16 protein-coding genes and 3 pseudogenes are annotated in these 18,991 nt (G+C 69.1%); 7 read left to right on the top strand and 12 right to left on the bottom strand.

Features of this window, described 5'->3' with window-relative positions:
• Positions 1 to 127 precede the first annotated feature (127 nt).
• The 5 genes and pseudogenes from K6K41_RS05210 to K6K41_RS05190 all read right to left on the bottom strand — a co-directional run bounded on the left by K6K41_RS05210 (position 128) and on the right by K6K41_RS05190 (position 3,323).
• Positions 128 to 1,033, bottom strand: coding sequence for a metal ABC transporter substrate-binding protein (locus tag K6K41_RS05210; protein ID WP_261404186.1), 906 nt, complete (start codon positions 1,031 to 1,033; stop codon positions 128 to 130).
• Positions 1,034 to 1,061: 28 nt separating this feature from the next.
• Positions 1,062 to 1,937 carry a metal ABC transporter permease gene (locus tag K6K41_RS05205; protein ID WP_261404185.1) on the bottom strand — a complete coding sequence of 292 codons (876 nt, stop codon included), beginning with the start codon at positions 1,935 to 1,937 and terminating at the stop codon, positions 1,062 to 1,064.
• Positions 1,934 to 2,626 (bottom strand): annotated as a pseudogene (locus K6K41_RS05200) (metal ABC transporter ATP-binding protein); the annotation flags it as partial. The gene K6K41_RS05205 and the pseudogene K6K41_RS05200, both read right to left, overlap by 4 nt.
• Positions 2,627 to 2,682: 56 nt before the next feature.
• On the bottom strand, positions 2,683 to 2,886 hold the full coding sequence (locus K6K41_RS05195; protein WP_261404183.1) for a hypothetical protein: 204 nt from the start codon (positions 2,884 to 2,886) through the stop codon (positions 2,683 to 2,685).
• A 170-nt stretch (positions 2,887 to 3,056) separates the two neighbouring features.
• A complete protein-coding gene (locus K6K41_RS05190) occupies positions 3,057 to 3,323 on the bottom strand; it encodes a hypothetical protein (RefSeq protein ID WP_261404182.1) in 267 nt (88 codons plus the stop codon).
• 186 nt (positions 3,324 to 3,509) lie between these two features.
• On the opposite strand from K6K41_RS05190, the pseudogene cckA reads away from it, so the two are divergent.
• The 3 genes and pseudogenes from cckA to alaS all read left to right on the top strand — a co-directional run bounded on the left by cckA (position 3,510) and on the right by alaS (position 10,394).
• Positions 3,510 to 6,058 (top strand): annotated as a pseudogene (gene cckA / locus K6K41_RS05185) (cell cycle histidine kinase CckA).
• 323 nt (positions 6,059 to 6,381) lie between these two features.
• Positions 6,382 to 7,461 carry a recombinase RecA gene (recA, locus tag K6K41_RS05180; RefSeq protein ID WP_261404181.1) on the top strand — a complete coding sequence of 360 codons (1,080 nt, stop codon included), beginning with the start codon at positions 6,382 to 6,384 and terminating at the stop codon, positions 7,459 to 7,461.
• A gap of 277 nt (positions 7,462 to 7,738) precedes the next feature.
• Positions 7,739 to 10,394 (top strand): annotated as a pseudogene (gene alaS, locus K6K41_RS05175) (alanine--tRNA ligase).
• A gap of 197 nt (positions 10,395 to 10,591) precedes the next feature.
• On the opposite strand, the gene K6K41_RS05170 reads toward alaS, so the two are convergent.
• From K6K41_RS05170 to K6K41_RS05155, 4 genes are all read right to left on the bottom strand, one after another.
• Positions 10,592 to 11,014: a hypothetical protein gene (locus K6K41_RS05170; RefSeq protein WP_261404180.1), complete on the bottom strand. Its 423-nt coding sequence runs from the start codon at positions 11,012 to 11,014 to the stop codon at positions 10,592 to 10,594.
• 69 nt (positions 11,015 to 11,083) lie between these two features.
• Positions 11,084 to 11,302 (bottom strand): hypothetical protein, encoded by a 219-nt coding sequence (locus tag K6K41_RS05165; protein ID WP_261404179.1) that lies wholly within the window; start codon positions 11,300 to 11,302, stop codon positions 11,084 to 11,086.
• Positions 11,303 to 11,607: 305 nt separating this feature from the next.
• Positions 11,608 to 12,819: an NADP-dependent isocitrate dehydrogenase gene (locus tag K6K41_RS05160; RefSeq protein WP_261404178.1), complete on the bottom strand. Its 1,212-nt coding sequence runs from the start codon at positions 12,817 to 12,819 to the stop codon at positions 11,608 to 11,610.
• 83 nt (positions 12,820 to 12,902) lie between these two features.
• On the bottom strand, positions 12,903 to 13,646 hold the full coding sequence (locus K6K41_RS05155) for a hypothetical protein (RefSeq protein ID WP_261404177.1): 744 nt from the start codon (positions 13,644 to 13,646) through the stop codon (positions 12,903 to 12,905).
• 198 nt (positions 13,647 to 13,844) lie between these two features.
• Here K6K41_RS05155 and K6K41_RS05150 point away from each other — a divergent pair, with 198 nt between their 5' ends.
• From K6K41_RS05150 to K6K41_RS05140, 3 genes are all read left to right on the top strand, one after another.
• The gene (locus K6K41_RS05150; RefSeq protein ID WP_261404176.1) at positions 13,845 to 14,168 is read left to right on the top strand and encodes a hypothetical protein; all 324 of its coding nucleotides are present in this window, start codon (positions 13,845 to 13,847) and stop codon (positions 14,166 to 14,168) included.
• Positions 14,169 to 14,332: 164 nt separating this feature from the next.
• Entirely contained in the window at positions 14,333 to 15,532 is a 1,200-nt protein-coding gene (locus K6K41_RS05145; protein WP_261404175.1) for an MFS transporter, read from the top strand.
• 55 nt (positions 15,533 to 15,587) lie between these two features.
• Complete coding sequence (locus K6K41_RS05140; protein ID WP_261404174.1) at positions 15,588 to 16,427, top strand: RNA methyltransferase; 840 nt, start codon at positions 15,588 to 15,590, stop codon at positions 16,425 to 16,427.
• On the opposite strand, the gene K6K41_RS05135 is transcribed toward K6K41_RS05140, so the two are convergent.
• A complete protein-coding gene (locus K6K41_RS05135) occupies positions 16,411 to 16,944 on the bottom strand; it encodes a hypothetical protein (protein ID WP_261404173.1) in 534 nt (177 codons plus the stop codon). The two genes, K6K41_RS05140 and K6K41_RS05135, sit on opposite strands and share 17 nt — an antisense overlap.
• 106 nt (positions 16,945 to 17,050) lie before the next feature.
• Positions 17,051 to 17,500, bottom strand: coding sequence for an RrF2 family transcriptional regulator (locus K6K41_RS05130; RefSeq protein WP_261404172.1), 450 nt, complete (start codon positions 17,498 to 17,500; stop codon positions 17,051 to 17,053).
• A 432-nt stretch (positions 17,501 to 17,932) separates the two neighbouring features.
• Here K6K41_RS05130 and K6K41_RS05125 point away from each other — a divergent pair, with 432 nt between their 5' ends.
• Positions 17,933 to 18,130 carry a hypothetical protein gene (locus K6K41_RS05125; RefSeq protein ID WP_261404171.1) on the top strand — a complete coding sequence of 66 codons (198 nt, stop codon included), beginning with the start codon at positions 17,933 to 17,935 and terminating at the stop codon, positions 18,128 to 18,130.
• Between the two features lie 289 nt (positions 18,131 to 18,419).
• Here the strand turns inward: K6K41_RS05125 and K6K41_RS05120 are convergent, their stop codons facing one another.
• Positions 18,420 to 18,869 carry an EF-hand domain-containing protein gene (locus K6K41_RS05120; RefSeq protein WP_261404170.1) on the bottom strand — a complete coding sequence of 150 codons (450 nt, stop codon included), beginning with the start codon at positions 18,867 to 18,869 and terminating at the stop codon, positions 18,420 to 18,422.
• Positions 18,870 to 18,991: the final 122 nt, after the last annotated feature.

Here is an 18,991-nt window from a genome sequence, read left to right as displayed (position 1 = left end):
CATCCGTGGTCGAACGCCTGGAGACGCGATCCGGCTCGCAGGCCGGACATGAGATGAAACTGCGCCCGTATGGTTAAGGATTCATGAACGCGCGATCACGAAGCCGTCACTGAGGGCGCTGGCGCGTTCAGCTCGACAGGGCCGCGGTGAGCTCGCGCAGGTTCGAGCGCATCATGTCGACGTAGGTCGAGGCGGGACCGCCGGCGGGCGACAGCGCGTCCGAATACAGCGCGCCGCCGACGCGCGCGCCGGTCTCCTTGGCGATGCGCTCGATCAGGCGCCTGTCCGAGATGTTCTCGACGAACACCGCCGGGACCTTGGTCTCCTTGATCTGGCGAATGATCCTGGCGACGTCCTTGGCGGAGGCCTCGGACTCGGTCGAGACGCCCTGGGGCGCGATCACCTCGAGGCCGTAGGCCATCGCGAAATACCCGAAGGCGTCGTGCGAGGTGATGATGCGCTTGCGCTCGCCCGGGACCTTCGCCCAGGCGGCCTCGATCTCGGCGTCGAGCGCCTCAAGTTTTTCGGTGTAGCTCTCGGCGTTCGCCCGGTAGGTCTCCTCGCCGTCGGGGTCGGCGGCGATCAGCGCGTCGCGGATGTTGGCGACATAGACCACGACGTTGCGCACGTTCTGCCAGGCGTGGGGGTCGACCGAGCCGTGGCCATGATCGTGACCGTGGTCGTCGTCGTCCTTGAGTTCGATCGGGGTCACGCCCTTGGTGGCGACCACGACGGTCGCCTTGCCGCCCGACGCCTTGGTGAGCTTCGAGATCCATCCTTCGAGGCCGAGGCCGTTCTCGAACACGATCCTGGCCTGCGCGACCTTCTTCGCGTCCGCCGGGGAGGGGGAGAACACGTGCGCGTCTCCGTCGGGGCCCACGAGCGTCTCGACGCTCACCCGCTCGCCCCCGACCTGCTTCACGAGGTCGCCGAGGATGGAGAAACTCGCGACCGTCTTCAGCGGCTCGGCGGCGGCGGGCGACGCGAACAGTCCCGCCGCAAGCGCTGCGGCGGCGAGAGAAAAGAGACGCATGGGGGCGCTCCCTGTTGGACGAGAAGGTTCAGGCCGCGCGGTGTCGGCGCGCGGGCAGCAGACGCCAGACGAGGCCGGCGCTCGCGCCGAAGGCGATCGAGACGAGGTAAAGCGCGCCCGCGGCGAGCACGATCGCGGGGCCGCTCGGAACGCCGGTGTGGTAGGAGCCGAGCAGTCCGAAGAGGCTGGCGAGCGCCCCGACCGCGATCGCCGCCACGAACATTCCGGACAGGCGCGCGGACCAGAACGCGGCGCTTGCGGCCGGCAGCATCATGATCCCGACCGAGAGCAGCGTTCCGAGCGCCTGGAACCCGGCGACGAGATTGAGCACCACGAGGCCGAGGAAGACGAAGTGGGTCGGTCCGCCGGACCGGCTGACCGAGGCGAGGAAGCCCGGGTCGACGCATTCGAGAACGAGAGATCGATAGAGCGCCGCGAGCGTCAGCAGGGTCAGCGAGGACACGCCTGCGAGCAGGAACAGCGCGTCGTCGTCGAGCGCGAGCACCGAGCCGAACAGCACGTTGAGCAGGTCGACGTTCGAGCCTTTCAGCGAGACCAGCGTGACGCCGAGCGCGAGCGACAGGAGATAGAAGGCCGCAAGCGCGGCATCCTCCTTCAAAACGCTGGTGCGCGTCAGGAGGCCCGCCAGCACGGCGACCGCGACGCCGGCCGCGAGCCCGCCGATCGTCATGGCGGGCAGCGACAGGCCCGCGACCAGGAAACCCACGGCCGCGCCCGGCAGGATCGCGTGCGCCATCGCGTCGCCCGCCAGGCTCATCCGCCGCAGCATCAGGAACACGCCGATGGGCGCCGACCCGACCGACAAAGCGAGCGAGCCGACGAGAGCGCGGCGCATGAAGTCGAACTCGACGAAGGGGGCGACGAGCGCGTCGTAGGGGGTCATGCGGCGTGGTCCACGGCGCAGACGGGCGCGTGGTCGTCGAAGGCTTCCTGCATGCCGCGGGCCTCGAGCAGGCGCTCGGGGCGCAGCGCCTCGGAGGTTGGGCCCCAGGCGACCTGGCGTCGCGCAAGAAGCAGCGTCTCGGGGAAGGCGCGGCGGACCGTCTCGAGATCGTGCAGCACCGCCACCACGGTGCGCGTCTCGGCCCGCCAGCGCGCCACGAGCTCGAGCAGGTCCGAGACGGTCTTGGCGTCGATCGCCGCGAAGGGTTCGTCGAGCAGGATCACGGCGGCGTCCTGCAAGGCGAGGCGGGCGAACAGCGCGCGCTGAAGCTGGCCGCCCGAGAGCGTGCCGATCTGGCGTCGCTCGAAACCGGAGAGCCCGACGCTCGCGATCGCCTCGGCCACGGTCGCGCGGTCGCCTTTCGACAGGCCGCCGAACAGGCCCCTGCGCCGCCAGAGGCCGGTGGAGACGAGGTCGAACACGTCGATCGGAAAGGACCGGTCGAGCGCCGCGGCCTGCGGCAGATAGGCGATCTCCCGCACTTTCAGCGCGCCGCGGTCGATGCGTCCGCCCAGCGGCTTCAGCGTTCCCACGAGGCCTTTCAGCAGCGTCGACTTGCCGGCGCCGTTCGGGCCGACGACCGCAAGCAACGCTCCGGGCGCGATTTCGCCGGTCAGGTGATGGACGGCCGGATGCCGGTCATAGCCGAGCGTCACGTCGTCGAGCCGGATGGCGGAGGCGGCGCTCACGACACGACCCACAAGACGCCGCCCCAGACGAGCGCGACCACGGCGAGCGCCGCCGACAGCCGCGCGGCGGCGGAGGCGCGCAGCAGCGACCCGGTCGCGTCAGGCGCGGGACGTCCCGATTGAAGACGACGATGGCCGCCATGATGATGGCCGTGCGCATGATGGTCGTGCGCGTCGTGGCCGGAATGGTCGTGAGGCATGAGGCGACGCCGGGAGGTCGAGAGATCTCAACGTTATAATGTTACAGAAGCGACGCGCAAGCCATCCGGATGCGCGTTTTGAGCGCAGGCCGGGCAGCGGCGCGCGACCCGGCGGCAGGCGCGCAAGCCAGCGGCAGCCGTGAAACCCAAAGGATAGTCAGGGAGGAGCTTCAGCCCTGCGGCTGCTCGGCGCCGCGGCGGCCCGGGTCGTTCTTGAGAGCCGAGCGCACGAAGGCGACGACGGCCCACACGCCGAGGCACAGGCCCGCGGCCTCGAACCCCCAGGCGAAGTATTCGCCGAGGCCGAGGAAGCCCGCGATCGCCCAGCCGCCTGCGACCGCCGCCGTGATGGTCTGAGCCGCGATCAGAATCACGGCCGAGACCAGAGTGACGCGCGCCAGCGGCGTCTGGATCGAATGCGACGTCTGGTCGGTCACGGAAGGCGAACTCCGAAGGCGTGAGGCCGCGCGGCCTCGTTTCGCGGACTTTTAGCACGCCGGGCGCGCGCGTCGAGCCCCTCGGGTCCGCCTCCGTGTTGCGCGGCCTCTCGTCTCGCCGCATCTTCGCAGCGACGTCGAGGGTCTCCCGGCCCGCGCGAATCGCAACGTCCGTCAGGAGCCGCCATGTCGAGCCTCGCCGAGGGCGGCGAACGCGCCGCAGAGCCGCCGATCGACCGGTCGGGCCGTTCCGGTTCGATCGGCCTCGTGGCGCTGCTGGCCGTCGCCCTCGTCGGGGCGGGGCTCGCGATCTCGTTCCTGAAGGGCGAGGAGGCGCAGCCGTGGATCCTCGCGCTGCTCGCGATCCTTTCGGTCGTCGGCGTCTTCGCGCTGTTCGCCGCCGCCATCGGCCTCGTGCAGGTCGGCTCGCGCGGCGCGCGCGACGAGCTTTCCCGCGCCATCGTCGCGACCGACGAGCACGGCGTGCTGGTGACCGACCAGAGCGGCCGGATCGTGCTCGCCAACGACGCTTATCTCGACCTCACGCGCGCTGAAGGGCCCGCCGCCGCCCGGACGGTGGAGCGCGTCTTCGCCGGCAACGCCGACGTCGCCGAGGCGATCTACCGGCTCTCGCAGGCCGCGAGCGGCGGCAAGCGCGCCTTCGAAGAAGCGCGCGCGCGACGCCGGACGGGCGGCGCCTGGTTCCGCATCGGCGTGCGGCCGGTGACGCGCGCCGGCGCCGCGGAGACGGTCTGGACGCTCTCCGACGTCACCGGCGAGCGCGAGCGCCAGGAGAACGTGTTCCAGGAGCTGCAGCATGCGGTCGACTTCCTCGACCATGCGCCCGCCGGCTTCTTCGCCGCCGAAGCCGACGGCTCGATTGTCTATATGAACGCCACGCTCGCCGGTTGGCTGGACCAGGATCTCACCCGCGTCGGCCCCGGCGCGCTGAAGCTGCGCGACATCCTTGCGGGCGAAGGCGCGGCGCTCGTCGAGGCGGCGGCCCCGGCCCCGGGCGGCACCTCGACCGAGATCATCGACGTCGATCTGAGGACCCGCGGCGGCCGGCCGACGCCGGCGCGGCTGCTGCACGCCGTCGCCTGGGGGCAGGACGGGGCGGCCGGCGCCTCGCGCACGCTCGTGCTCGACCGCGGCCCTGGCCAGGACGTCTCCGAGCCCCTGCGCGCCGCCGAGGTGCGGTTCGCGCGCTTCTTCAACAACACGCCGCTCGCGATCGCGACCGTGGACGCGCGCGGCCGGATCGCCCGCGCCAACGCGCCCTTCGCCAAGCTTTTCGGCGACCGGCTGCGCGGGGAGGGCGACGAGCGCTCGGTGTTCGCCTGCCTCGCCGCCGAACGCGACCGCACCGCGCTCGAGGCCGCGGTCTCGGCGGCGGCGCGCGGGGAGGGCGACATCGCGCCCGTCGAGGCGACCCTGCCGGGCGAGGCCGGACGCTCCGCGACGCTTTTCGTCACCCGCGTCGACGATCGCGACGGCGACGACGAGGCGGCGGTGGTCTACGCGCTCGACACCACCGACCAGAAGGCGCTCGAGGCCAAGTTCGCCCAGAGCCAGAAGATGAACCCGTCGGCCAGCTTGCGGGCGGCGTCGCGCACTTCAACAACGTGCTCGCGATCATCGGCTATTCGGACCTGCTGCTCGCCAATCACCGGCCGACCGACCCGTCCTTCCAGGACATCATGCAGATCAAGCAGAACGCGAACCGGGCCGCGAGCCTCGTTCGCCAGCTGCTGGCCTTCTCGCGCCGCCAGACGCTGCGCCCGCAGGTCATCGCGCTCGGCGACGTGCTGGCGGACGTGCGCATGCTGCTTTCGCGGCTGCTCGGCGAGAAGATCAAGCTCGAGGTCGTGCACGGGCGCGACCTGTGGCTGATCAAGGCCGACCTCAACCAGTTCGAGCAGGTGATCATCAACCTGGTGGTGAACGCCCGCGACGCCATGATGGACGGCAAATCCGGCGCGGAAGGCGGCCTCGTCACCATCCGCACGCGCAACATCGCCGCCGCCGAGGTTCCCGCGCTCGGCCACGCCGAGATGCAGGCGGCGGACTACGTCCAGATCGACGTCGAGGACACCGGCCCCGGCATTCCGTCCGAGATCATCGACAAGATCTTCGAGCCGTTCTTCTCGACCAAGGAAGTGGGCAAGGGCACGGGCCTCGGGCTCTCGACCGTCTACGGCATCGTGAAGCAGACCGACGGCTATGTGTTCGCGGTCTCCGAGCCCGGCCGCGGCGCGATCTTCCGCGTGTTCCTGCCGCGCCACCACGCCGTGGCCGAGGACGAGGCCAAGCCCGCGGTGGCGGCCGCCGCGCCCCAGCAGGACATGACCGGCTCCGGCACCGTGCTGCTGGTCGAGGACGAAGACGCGGTGCGGGCCTTCGGAGCCCGCGCGCTCGCCTCGCGCGGCTACACCGTGGTCGAGGCGCGCTCGGGCGTTGAGGCGCTCGAGCAGATGAAGACCCACGGCTCCGAGATCCAGCTCGTGGTCTCGGACGTGGTGATGCCCGAGATGGACGGGCCGAGCCTGCTGCGCGAGCTCCGCAAGACGCAGCCGACGCTCAAGATCATCTTCGTGTCCGGCTACGCCGAGGACGCCTTCAAGAAAAACCTGCCCGAGGGCGAGACCTTCTCGTTCCTGCCGAAACCCTTCAGCCTGAAGCAGCTCATCCAGGCCGTGAAGGAGACGATCGGCGACGGCGCGGCGGGGAGTTGAGTCCGCGAGGCCCTCGCGTGGAGCCGCGGCCGTCGTCGCGGCCTTGAGCCCGGGCGGAGAACTGAAGGTCTGTTCAATCAAGGCGTTTCGGTTCGTCCGGCGTCTTCTGTTTCGCCGGCGGATCTGGATCCCGGCTCTCCGGCCGGGACGACGGCGGCGGGTTCTGCGATCGATTCGCCAGACGATCCGCGCCCCCGGATCAACCGCTAGCGTGTTCCGCTCGCCCTCAACCCCATATGTTCTACTTGTGTTCCGTGAACAAAAACGGTACATCTCATCGCGTTGAAGCCCCGCAGCAGCCCGTGCCATAAGGAGCCCCCGCGATGCCCCAGCCCTCGCTTCGTCTCGTCGAAGGAAGCTCCATGGACAAGACCAAGGCGCTCGACGCCGCCCTGTCTCAGATCGAGCGCGCCTTCGGAAAAGGCTCGATCATGCGACTCGGCGCCGGGCAGGCCGCGGCCGAGATCGCGACCGTCTCCACCGGCTCGCTCGGCCTCGACATCGCGCTCGGCGTCGGCGGCCTGCCGCGCGGCCGCATCGTCGAGATCTTCGGCCCGGAAAGCTCGGGCAAGACCACGCTTGCGCTGCACACCATCGCCGAGGCCCAGAAGAAGGGCGGCGTCTGCGCCTTCGTCGACGCCGAGCACGCGCTCGATCCGGTTTACGCCCGCAAGCTCGGCGTGAACCTCGAGGATCTGCTGATCTCGCAGCCGGACACCGGCGAGCAGGCGCTCGAGATCGCCGACACGCTGGTGCGCTCGGGCGCGATCGACGTGCTGGTGGTCGATTCGGTCGCCGCGCTCACGCCGCGCGCCGAGCTCGAGGGCGAGATGGGCGAGGTGCAGCCCGGCCTTCAGGCGCGCCTGATGAGCCAGGCGCTGCGGAAGCTCACGGGCTCGATCTCGAAGTCCAACACCATGGTGATCTTCATCAATCAGATCCGCATGAAGATCGGCGTGATGTACGGTTCGCCCGAGACCACCACGGGCGGCAACGCGCTCAAGTTCTACGCCTCGGTGCGCCTCGACATCCGTCGCATCGGCGCCATCAAGGAGCGCGACGAGGTCGTGGGCAACCAGACCCGCGTCAAGGTGGTCAAGAACAAGGTCGCGCCGCCGTTCAAGCAGGTCGAGTTCGACATCATGTACGGCGAGGGCGTGTCGAAGACCGGCGAGCTGATCGATCTCGGCGTCAAGGCCGGCATCGTCGAGAAGTCGGGCGCCTGGTACTCCTATGACAGCCAGCGTCTCGGCCAGGGCCGTGAGAACGCGAAGGTCTATCTCAAGGAGAACGTCGAGATCGCGCGGCGGATCGAGTCGGAGGTTCGCCAGGCCTCGGGCATCATCGCCGAGAAGATCTTCGACCAGGTCGACCCCAACGATCCGGACGTCGACGCCGATTAAGCAAGAGCTCGCGACGGCCTCGCGACGAGCGGGTCGGCTGACCGAGAGGGTTTCAGAAAGGCCCGCGCCGGCTTCTCCGGCGCGGCCTTTTCGTCGTCGAGGGCGGCGGCGGACGGGATTTCTGGACATCGCGAGAACGCCCTGGCTATGGTGCCGCCGCGCCCCGTGGCGCGGCCGCGAGCGCCGCGCCACGGGGCGCCGGTCATTTCCGGCGACGCCTGCCGCGTCGCCCTCCGGGCGACCGCCTTTTCTAGAGATCCAGGCGAACTTCAGCGCGATGAGCGGCGTCAACGAAATCCGCAAGACCTTCCTCGACTACTTCGCGACCGAGGGCCACGCCCCGGTCGCCTCGGGTCCGCTCGTGCCTCGGAACGACCCGACGCTGATGTTCACCAGCGCCGGCATGGTCCAGTTCAAGACGCTGTTCACCGGCGTCGAGAAGCGCGCTTACGCCACCGCGACCACAGCCCAGAAATGCCTGCGCGCCGGCGGCAAGCACAACGACCTCGACAATGTCGGCTACACGGCGCGCCATCTCACCTTCTTCGAGATGCTCGGCAATTTCTCGTTCGGCGACTATTTCAAGGAACGGGCCATCGAGCTCGCCTGGAACCTCGTCACCAAGCATTTCGACATTCCGGCGAGCCGGCTGCTCGTCACCGTCTACATCGACGACGACGAGGCGGCCGATCTCTGGAAGAAGATCGCGGGCTTCTCCGACCGCCGCATCATCCGCATCGCAAGCTCCGACAATTTCTGGGCCGCAGGCGAGACCGGCCCCTGCGGGCCGTGCTCGGAGCTCTTCTTCGACCAGGGCGAGAGCGTGTTCGGCGGCCCTCCCGGCAGCGCGGACGAGGACGGCGACCGGTTCCTCGAATTCTGGAACCTGGTCTTCATGCAGTACGACCAGATCGCGCCGGGCGACCGCCGCGACCTGCCGCGCCCCTCGATCGACACGGGCATGGGCCTCGAGCGCATGTCGGCGCTGCTGCAGGGCGTCCAGTCGGTGTTCGAGACGGACCTCTTCCGCGCGCTGATCCGGGCGAGCGTCGAGGCCTCCGGTGTGCCGGCGGAAGGCGCAGCGCTCGCGAGCCACCGCGTCATCGCCGATCACCTGCGCGCATCGAGCTTCCTCGTCGCCGAGGGGGTGCTGCCGGGCAACGAGGGCCGCGGCTACGTGCTCCGCCGCATCATGCGCCGCGCCATGCGCCATGCGCAGCTCATCGGCGCCAAGGAGCCGCTGATGCACCGCCTCGTGCCCGCGCGCGCGCGAGATGGGCGGCGCCTACCCTGAGCTCGTGCGCGCCGAAGGCCTGATCGCCGAAACGCTGGAGCGCGAGGAGACTCGCTTCCGCCAGACGCTCGCGCGCGGGCTCGGCCTTCTCGACGAGGCGACCGACGGCCTGACGTCCGGCGGCAGCCTCTCGGGCGAAACCGCCTTCAAGCTCTACGACACCTACGGTTTCCCGCTCGATCTCACGCAGGACGCCCTGCGTCCGCGCGGCATCACGGTCGACACCGCCGGCTTCGACGCCGCCATGGCCAAGCAGAAGGCCGAGGCGCGCGCCGCCTGGTCGGGCTCGGGCGAAGCCGCGACCGAAACGGTGTGGTTCGGCCTGCGCGACCGCGTCGGAGCGACGGAGTTTCTCGGATACGCGGAAGAAAAGGCGCAAGGCGCCGTCGTCGCGCTGCTTCGCGACGGTCAGGAGGTCGAGCGGCTGAACGCCGGCGAAACCGGCGCGGTGGTGCTGAACCAGACGCCGTTCTACGCCGAATCCGGCGGTCAGGTCGGCGACCACGGCTCGATGGCGGGCGACGGCGCGAAGCTTCGCGTGACGGACGTCTCCAAAAAGCTCGGCGACCTCTTCGTCCATACGGTCGAGGTCACGGAAGGCTCGGTCGCGGTCGGCGACGAGCTGACGCTCGAGGTCGAGCATGCGCGCCGCTCCGAGGTGCGCGGCAACCATTCCGCCACCCATCTGCTGCATGAAGCGCTGCGCCTCACGCTCGGCGACCACATCGCCCAGAAGGGTTCGCTGGTCGCGCCCGATCGCCTGCGCTTCGACTTCAGCCACCCCAAGCCCATCTCGGACGCCGAGCTGAGCGAGATCGAGCGGCTGGCCAACGCCGTCGTCTGGCAGAACGATCCGGTGGTCACCCGCGTGATGCCGGTCGCCGACGCCATGGAGTCGGGCGCCCGGGCGCTCTTCGGCGAGAAGTATGGCGAGGAGGTTCGCGTGGTCTCGATGGGCCGCGCGGCCGAGGGCTCGAACAAGGCGTTTTCGGTCGAGCTCTGCGGCGGCACCCATGTGGCCTCGACCGGCGAGATCGGGCCGATCACCATCGTGGGCGAGAGCGGCGTGGCGTCCGGCGTCCGCCGCGTCGAGGCGCTCACCGGCGAGGCGGCGCGGCTTTATCTCGAAAGCCAGAACGCGCGCGTCGCCGATCTCGCGGCGCTGCTGAAGGCCCCTGAGGCTGAGGTCGTGGCCCGCGTGGAGACTCTCATCGAGGAGCGCAAACGCCTCGAGCGCGAGCTCGCTGACGCCCGCAAGAAGCTCGCCATGGGCGGCGGAGGCGGCGGCGCGCAGGACGCGACCCGCGAGGTGGGCGGCGTGAAACTGTTCGCCAGAACCGTCGAAGGCGTCGAGATGAAGGATCTCAAGGGCCTCGTCGACGAGGCCAAGAAGTCGCTCGGCTCCGGCGTCGCGGCGATCGTGGGCGTCACTGCCGAGGGCAAGGCCGGCGTGGTGGTGGGCGTCACGGCGGACCTGACCGCGAAGTTCAACGCCGTCGACCTCGTGCGCGTCGCCTCGGCGGCGCTCGGCGGTTCGGGCGGCGGCGGTCGGCCCGACATGGCGCAGGCCGGCGGACCGGACGGCGCGAAGGCGGCCGAAGCGCTCGACGCGGTGGCGGCCAAGCTCGAGGCGGCCTGAGCGGACGACGCAGCAGCCGCTTGAGCCGATGGGGACGTTGGCGCAGTCAGCCGATCGTTCGCGCGGCGAGCTTCTGCCAGACGACATGCCGGCGAGGCTCGGGCCGAACGAGCATCCGTCGGCGAAGACGCAACGAAAAGGCCGCCGGGCGATCGCCGGCGGCCTCGTCTCTCTCCGGCGATCGTGCGCCGTGACGCTTAGCGGCGGTCCTGCGGACCGCTGACCTCGGCCGAGGGCTCCTCGCTCATCTGCGCGTCAGACCTGTAGCCGCGCGGCTCCGAGACGGACCGCGTCTCATATCCGCGTTCCGATCCGCGCCGCAGCTCCGCCGAGCGATAGCTCTCGGACGGCGCGACCATCTGCTCCTCAGCCGCCGAATAATCGCCTCTTGCGACCGTGTCCTGCTGGATGGTGCGGTGCGCGGCGGCCCCGGCCTGCCCCTTGCCGTCGACAGGCCAGACTGGGCGACCGCGTAAGTCGCGCTCGAGGCGAGAATGGCGGCGGCGGCGAGAGCGGCGTTTCTGAAAATCATAGACATAATTGTTTCCTGTACAGTTTCGATGCGAGGCGCCGAAGTCTGGCGTCGGGCTTCGACAGACCAACAGGTCGTGGCGCCGCATCGTTCCGCTGAAAGTCAGCGTCGCGAAAATCGTGATCGACTTGCACAGTCGATGTCCTGTGGCGCGAAATTAGGCGGGTTTGGATCGGCGCTGGTTGCTGATCTTGATCTCATGCTCGATGCGAGCGACGCGCTTGCGGTCCAGCTTGGTCTTTTCGACCATGGTCTGCTGCGCTGCGCCCACGCCGGTCGGCTGCGGATGGACAGGCGTCGCCTGCGCCGAGGCGTAGGTCATGGCGGCGGTCACGAAGCCGAAGAAAAGCGCGGTCTGTTTGGCCGAGTCCGTCATCGTCGTCGTCCCTCATCTCGTTCAAGGCGGCCCTGCTTGCGCACGGTGACGCCTCTCGACAATGGAAGGACGGTATCGGGGCGCGGATGAACCGCGCGCGAAGCAGCGATTTAGGTGAGGTTCAGAGAGATGAACGCGGGTTCATAATGTCTGTGCGACAGTTGGCGGTAAGATGCGCCGAGAATGTGGGGCCAAACACGACGTCACGCCACCGCCTTTGCGCAGGTGATCATGACTTCGGATTATGGGATAAGCATCGAGCATGACGGGCGGCGCGGCCAGAACCGCGCCGCCACGCCGAAACCTCAGGCCATGGCCTTCTGGAGGTTCTCGTCGACCTTGTCGAGGAAGCCCTCGGTGGTCAGCCACTTCTGCTCGTCGCCGACGAGCAGCGCGAGGTCCTTGGTCATGAAGCCGCTCTCGACCGTGTCGACGCAGACCTTCTCCAGCGTCTCGGCGAAGGTCTTGAGCTGCGCGTTGTCGTCGAGCTTGGCGCGGTGGCCGAGGCCGCGGGTCCAGGCGAAGATCGAGGCGATCGAGTTGGTCGAGGTCGCCTTGCCCTTCTGGTGCTCGCGGTAGTGGCGGGTGACGGTGCCGTGCGCGGCTTCCGCCTCCATGATCTTGCCGTCCGGGGTGGTGAGCACCGACGTCATCAGGCCGAGCGAGCCGAAGCCCTGCGCCACCGTGTCGGACTGGACGTCGCCGTCATAGTTCTTGCAGGCCCAGACATAGCCGCCGGACCACTTCAGCGCCGAGGCCACCATGTCGTCGATCAGGCGGTGCTCGTACCAGATCTTGGCGGCGGCGAACTTGTCCTTGAACTCCCCGTCGTAGACCGCCTGGAAGATGTCCTTGAAGCGGCCGTCATAGGCCTTGAGGATCGTGTTCTTGGTCGAGAGATAGACCGGGAAGCCGCGCGCGAGGCCGTAGTTCAGCGAAGCGCGGGCGAAGTCCTTGATGGACTCGTCGAGATTGTACATCGCCATGGCGACGCCTGAGCCCGGCGCGTCGAACACCTCGTGCTCGATCGTCGTGCCGTCTTCGCCCACGAACTTGATCGTCAACTTGCCTTTGCCCGGGAACTTGAAGTCCGTCGCGCGGTACTGGTCGCCGAAAGCGTGGCGGCCGACCACGATCGGCTGCGTCCAGCCCGGCACGAGGCGCGGCACGTTCTTGCAGATGATCGGCTCACGGAAGATCACGCCGCCGAGGATGTTGCGGATGGTGCCGTTCGGCGAGCGCCACATCTTCTTGAGGCCGAACTCCTCGACCCGCTGCTCGTCGGGGGTGATCGTCGCGCACTTCACGCCGACGCCGTGCTTCTTGATCGCTTCCGCCGCCTCGACCGTCACCTTGTCCTCGGTCGCGTCGCGGTGCTCGACGCCGAGGTCGTAGTAGTGCAGGTCGAGGTCGAGATAGGGATGGATCAGCTTGTCCTTGATCGACTGCCAGATGATGCGGGTCATCTCGTCGCCGTCGAGTTCGACGACTGGATTGGCGACCTTGATCTTGGACATGTGGCTCGGATCCTTCGGGAAGGGGGATGGTGCGCCGCACGCTCTAGCATGTGGGCGCGAACCCCGCCAAGGCTGAAGGGCGGTCACCAGTTCTGCTTAATCCCGAAGTAGCCCAGCAGCATGCGGCCGCCGGAGTTGGTTTCGGCCTCGAACTCGGCCGTGAGCGAGAGGCTCGGCGCGATCTCGACGCTGGTCTTGCTGTTGATCCAGAGGGCGTCGCGGGTGAGGTGGGAGGTTCCCCGGCGGGTCTGGGCGACGCCGCCTTGCGCGAAGGAAGCGTAGAAGCCGTGGCCGACCTTCTGCTCGCGCGCCCAGCCGACCTCGAGGCCCGACACCACCGCCTTGCGGCGTCCGACCGTTCCACGGAACTCCTGCTTTGCTTCGAGCGTGGTGGTCATGACGGACGGATCGGTCTCGACCGAACTCGAAAGCGAGGCGCCTTGGCCAAAGGAGCGCGTGAGGCGAGACGAAAAACCATCGGTCGAAGCGTCGAGCGGCGATCGGCTCCGGTCGGGGCGGCCCGCGCCATAGACCGACGCCTTGGCCGTCCATCCGGGGGCGAGTTCGAGGCCGCGCGATCCCGCCGCCGAACCCTCGGAGAACGGATCGTCGAGGTCGTCCGCGGCGTCTGACAGCCGCAGCGTCGCGCGGCGGCGGGAGGTGAGCCCGTCGGCGTCCGGCGCCCGAAACAGCGCCCCGGCGAAAGCCGGCGCCATCGCGGCGCTCCGGCGCTTCGCGGCGACGGCGCCCGAGGGCGAAGTCGCGATCGCGCAGGCCATGGCCGCGGACAAAGCTCTCCCGAAGACGGCGTGCAACGCGCGCGTCATGGTGAAGTCCTGTGAAATATAGATGCGATCTTGGCGCCGAACGCCTGCGCATCGGCCGTATCTATGCTTAGCGCATCCAAGCTGACGCGAAGCTGACCCGCTGCGTCAGGCAGGCATGGGGCGGCGTCCGTTAGGTCTTGTCTCCATCGGCTCGGGGCCCGCAGCCCTCATCCCGCCGAACCCGAGAAAGGATACGTCATGATCGTTCGTACGCTCATCGCCCTCGGCGCTCTTGCGGTCGCCGGCGCGCTTCCCGCTTCCGCCGCCGTCGCCCCCGCCACGGACGCGGCCGTCTCCCACCCGGCCGCCGCGCTCGTTCTCGCCCGCCACGGCGCCGACGACGGCGCGAACCACGACAAGAACGACGACAAGGGCCATCACAAGCGCGGCTCCGGCCACGCCTCGGCCTCCGACGCCGCCCCGATCGTGCTCGCCCGCCACGGCGCCGACGACGGCAAGAGCCATGACAAGAACGACGACAAGGGCGGCCGTCGCGGCCGTGGCCGCGGCAAGGACGACTGACCTCAGACTGACCTCAGCGGCGGCGCCTCCCCTCGCGCCGCCGCAGCCGGAGCCGGCGGCGCGCCGCCTCTCCGCGCATTCCTGTCTTGCGCTGCAGCATCTGGCGCGCGGGACCCGGGGGGCTACATGAGCCGGAACCTCTCAGGAAGTTTCCGGCGATCCCCATGTCCAGCACCGAGACCCTTGGCGCGAGCCGCGCGATCGACGAGGCGCCGAGCACGGCCGTGGTGCTGGCCGCGGCGGTGGCCTGCGGGGCGATCGTCGCGAACCTCTATTACGGCCAGCCGCTCGTCGACCTGATCGCGCGCGATCTCGCAATCGCGCCGTCCGCCGCGAGCGCGGTCGTCGCCCTGTCGCAGATCGGCTACGCGGTCGGCCTCATCCTGATCGCGCCGCTGGTCGACATCTTCGAGAGCCGGCGCCTGCTCACCATCACGCTCGGCTTTGCGGTCGCGGCGCTCGTCGTAGCGGCGCTCGCGCCGACCGGTTCGGTGTTCCTCGCCGCAGCGCTGCTGATCGGCGTCTCGTCGGTCGCCGCGCAAATGCTGCTGCCGCTCGTCGCCGGCATGGCGCCCGAGGCGACCCGCGGGCGGGTGGTCGGCACCATCATGAGCGGCCTCTTGTTCGGCATCCTTCTCGCCCGCCCTGTCGCGGGCGTGGTCGCGGATTTCTTCGGCTGGCGCGCGGTCTTCGCGCTTTCCGCCGTGCTGATGGCGGCCGTCGCGCTGATGCTGCGCGCGCTGATCCCGTCGCGGCGGCCGGAAGGCGGCATCGCCTATGGGGCCTTCCTCGCCTCGATGCTCGACCTCTGGAAGACCTATCCGGAGCTTCGCCGCCGCGCGCTCTACCAGGCGACGATGTTCGCCGCCTTCTCAATGTTCTGGACCGCCTCGCCGATGCGGCTGTCGGAGGGCTACGGCCTGTCGCATTCGCTTATCGGCCTGTTCGCGCTGGCAGGCGCGAGCGGCGCGTTGATCGCCCCTGTTGCGGGCCGTCTCGCCGATCGCGGCTTCACCCGCCCCGGCACGCTGCTCGCGATCTCCGCCGTGGTGATCGGCTTTGCGGCCGCGGCCGGCGACCTCTGGATGGGCGTCGCGGCGCTGCTGTTCGGCGCGGTGGTGCTCGACATGGGCGTGCAGGCCAACATGATCTTCGGCCAGCGCACCATCTACGGCCTGAACCCTGCGGCGCGCGGGCGCATCAACGGGCTTTACGTCGCGGTTCTGTTCCTCGGCGGCGCCTTCGGCTCGTCGATCACCAGCCCCTTGATGACCAATTTCGGCTGGGCCACGACTGCGCTCGTCGGCGCGGCCTTGCCCCTGGCGGCGCTGCTGTTTGCTTTCGCCGAGCGTCGCAAGGCCTGACGGTTTTGGCTGACGCGTGCTATCGGGGCGCTCCGTAACGTCCCAGTGAACGCGCATGGCCGGCACCGACCACACCAAGCAAGACCTCTCGCTGAGCCTGCCCTCAGGCCCCGCGATCGTTCTCGTCGAGCCGCAACTCTCAGAAAACGTCGGTTCGGTCGCGCGCGCCATGGCGAACTTCGCGCTCGCCGATCTGCGGATCGTGAACGGCCGCGCGAAAGCCTCGGACGAGAAGGCGCGCATCTTCTCCGCCGGCGCGACCCATGTGCTCGACGCGGCGCGAAACTTCGAGACCGTCGAGGAGGCGATCGCCGACGCGACGCTGGTCTTCGCCACGACCGCGCGGGAGCGGGGGCAGGCCAAGCCCGTCGACGCGCCGGAGGCGGCGGCCGCCCGCGCGCTCGGCGAGATCACCGCTGGCGGGCGGGTCGCGATCCTGTTCGGGCGCGAGCGCACGGGGCTCGAGAACGACGAGGTGGCGCTCGCCGCCCGCGTCGTCACCTATCCGGTGAACCCCACCTATGCGAGCCTCAACCTCGGCATGGCGGTGCTGCTCATGGGCTACGAGTGGTTCAAGGCCGCGGCCGGCGGCGCGCCTGCCTTCGAGATGCCGTCCCGCGCGCGTCCGCCCACCCATGAGGAGACGCTGGCGCTGTTCGCCCATCTCGAGGGCGAGCTCGAGGAGGGCGGCTTCTTCCGCTCGGCCGACAAGCGCGCCTCGATGGTCCGCAACATCCGCAACATGATCCACCGGATGGAGCCGAGCCTGCAGGACGTCCGCACGCTCCACGGCATGGTGGCGGCGCTCGTCGACGGGCGGCCGGGCCCGAAGGGCAGGGGTCGGACCTATCTGAAGCCGCTGAAGGACGCCGACGACGTCACCTCCGGGAGCTGAGCGGCCCCAGCAGCCCGGCAAGCGCGCCGATGGCGGCGGAGCCGAGCGCCACCAGCCCGTCGGGAATCGCGATCACGAGGCGCTGGGCCGCCTCGACGAGCTTGTCGGCCGCGGCGTCGGGGTCCGGAGCGGCCGCCCCTCCGGCCGCGGCAGGCGCGGCGCCGGGCGCCCCTGCCGCTGGGTCCACGGCTGCGGCGGTTTCGGCGATCAGCGGACCCACCTGACGCCAGGCGAGAAAGCCGATCGCCACCACGACGATCACCGAGACGAGGCTGAGCGCAGTGACGGCGATGAGATAGACGCGGCTGTCGGCGTAAGCCTGCGTGAGGTCGCGGTCCGCCTCGGTCTTTTTGAGCGCGAGGCTGTTCGCGCCGTCAGTCTGCGCGATCGACTTGTCGACGAGCCCCTGCAGAACCTGGGGTTGGCCAAGCGTCGTGACGAAGTTCGGATCCTTGACGATCTCGCTCGAGATGACGTCGGCCATCACGTTGGCGGATCGGGGGTCGTTCGAGGCCATGGCGGTTCGGTCTCCGGCGGTGTCGCGACAGAGTGTGACGAAGCGAAAAAGCACGTAATACGTGTAATTGTAGATATGGTTGCGTCAGGGTTGTATTTCGGACTCGTCAGATCTCGTAGACGAAGCTCGCCATGTCCGGTTCGCCGAGGTCGCGGAGCTCGGCGAGCGAGGCGCGGTCGAGCACGTCGGCGATCGCTTCGCGAACCTCGAGCATGACGAGCCTCACCTCGCAGGTCTCCTGGTCCTCGCAGTCCTGGCAGGCGGAGAAGGCCGACTTGCTCGCGCAGGCGATCGGGGCGAGGGGGCCGTCGAGAACGCGCAGAATCGCGCCGACCGCGATCTCTTCGGGGCGTCGCGCCAGCATGTAGCCGCCGGTCTTTCCCTTCTTGCTCCACAGCATGCCGGCGTTGCGGAGTTCGCCGAGGATGGCGTCCAGAAATTTCTTGGGGGCGCCGATGGCGCTCGCGATGTCGGCCACGAAGGCCGGCGAGCCCTGGGGCAGCTTCGCGAGATGCGCCATGGCCTTGAGCCCGTATTTCGCTTTCTTGGTGAGCATCCGGCCCTCCGCCTTGCGCCCCTCTCGCGTTCGTCGCGAAGGCTGCGTCGGCGGTCCGAAATTATATAATCTATCGAAATGATCAAATGTATCTTGACGCGGCGCCGCGAGAGGGACATCGTCAGCCTTGTTCCGGTCGATCCCTGAAGTCCCCCCCATCGACCGGGGCCGCGGTTTTTGAAGGGCAGCTTGCGCCGCGATCCCCAAGGCTAAAGCGCCGCGACGCGCGCCGGCGCTTCGTGGAGACCCTCACGGAGCGTCGGCGTGTCTTTCTCCTTGATGTCCTCAATGTCCCGACTCGAGACCCGGCCCATGAGCCGGCGATGTCGCCGCTGAAACGACGCTTCGCCCGGCGCTGGAGCCGGGCTCGCTTTTTCCAGGGACAATCGAGATTCAAGGGAGCGCGCGAGCCGGAGCGCCGCGCGTCGCGTCATGAATTCTGCAGTGCTGATCGAAATCCACGGCGTCGAAGCCGGCCTCGTCGTTCGCGACGAACGCGGACAGTTCCGCTTTTTCGCCGCGGCCCGCGAGGCCTTCCGGTTTGAGGGCCGCTTGTTCCGCAGCGCGGCGGACGCCCGCCGCGCCGTCGCCGAAGCGATCGATCCGAAGCCTTCGCGCAGAGGCGGGTGAGGGCCGCTCGGGTCCTTGGACCCTCGCGGGCTTCCGGTTTTACGCCTTCGCCGTGAACAGGCTCGAGATCGCCTCGTCCATGAAGCTGGCGCTCGACGAGGCGTAGGTCCCGCGGGCGCTGAGCAGCTCCGACAACGACGTGAGCAACTGGTCTGTCTCGTCCTCGGTCTCGTCCGACGCCTCGGATCCGCCTCCCGCGGGCGGCGCCGGCGGCGGTCCGCCTGGCCCTTGAGGACCCTGAGCCGTGCGGAACGCTTCGTCCTCGTCCGAGGAAATCTCGCCGTCGCCGTCAGAGTCGATTTCGGAGAACAAGCTTTCGACGTCGTCCGACGAGACCGACTTCGGCCCTGCCGCCGTAAAACTCGTCGAGCGAGATCGAGCCGGAGTCGTCTGCGTCCGCTTCGGCGAAGAAGCCTCCGCCCGGGCCGCCTGCGCCGCCGGGCGGCGGCGGGCGGGCCGCCTCCTGCGCGCCGAGCAGGGCGCCGGCGCTTTCGGACGAGAACTTGGCGAGCCCCTGGGCGATTTCGCCTTCGGTGAGCGAACCGTCCTCGTCTGAGTCGAGCGAGGCGAAGGCCCTGGCGAGCGCGTCCTCGCTCTTGTCGGCTGACGTCGTCTCGAGGCTCTGCCCGAGCGGGGTGAACTCCTCGAGCGACGCCGTCCCGCTCTTGTCCTGGTCGAGCGCCTTCATCATAAGGCTCGAGAGCATCGAGCTCCCGCCGCCGACTGCTCCAATGCTCATGGCCCGCATCCTTTCGCGTGACAGGGCGACTTTGTCCTCCGCGGCCATCGCGGGAAAAAGCGCTGTGACGGAAAGGCTTGCGCCGCGACGATCACGCGAACGTTAACAAACCGCCCCTGAAA

It is taken from the genome of Chenggangzhangella methanolivorans (assembly GCF_019797865.1).
In the GTDB taxonomy this organism is placed as follows: Bacteria; Pseudomonadota; Alphaproteobacteria; order Rhizobiales; family Methylopilaceae; genus Methylopila; species Methylopila methanolivorans.
The sequence above is the reverse complement of the archived record's forward strand: the minus strand, read 5'-3'. Positions and strand labels throughout refer to the sequence as shown.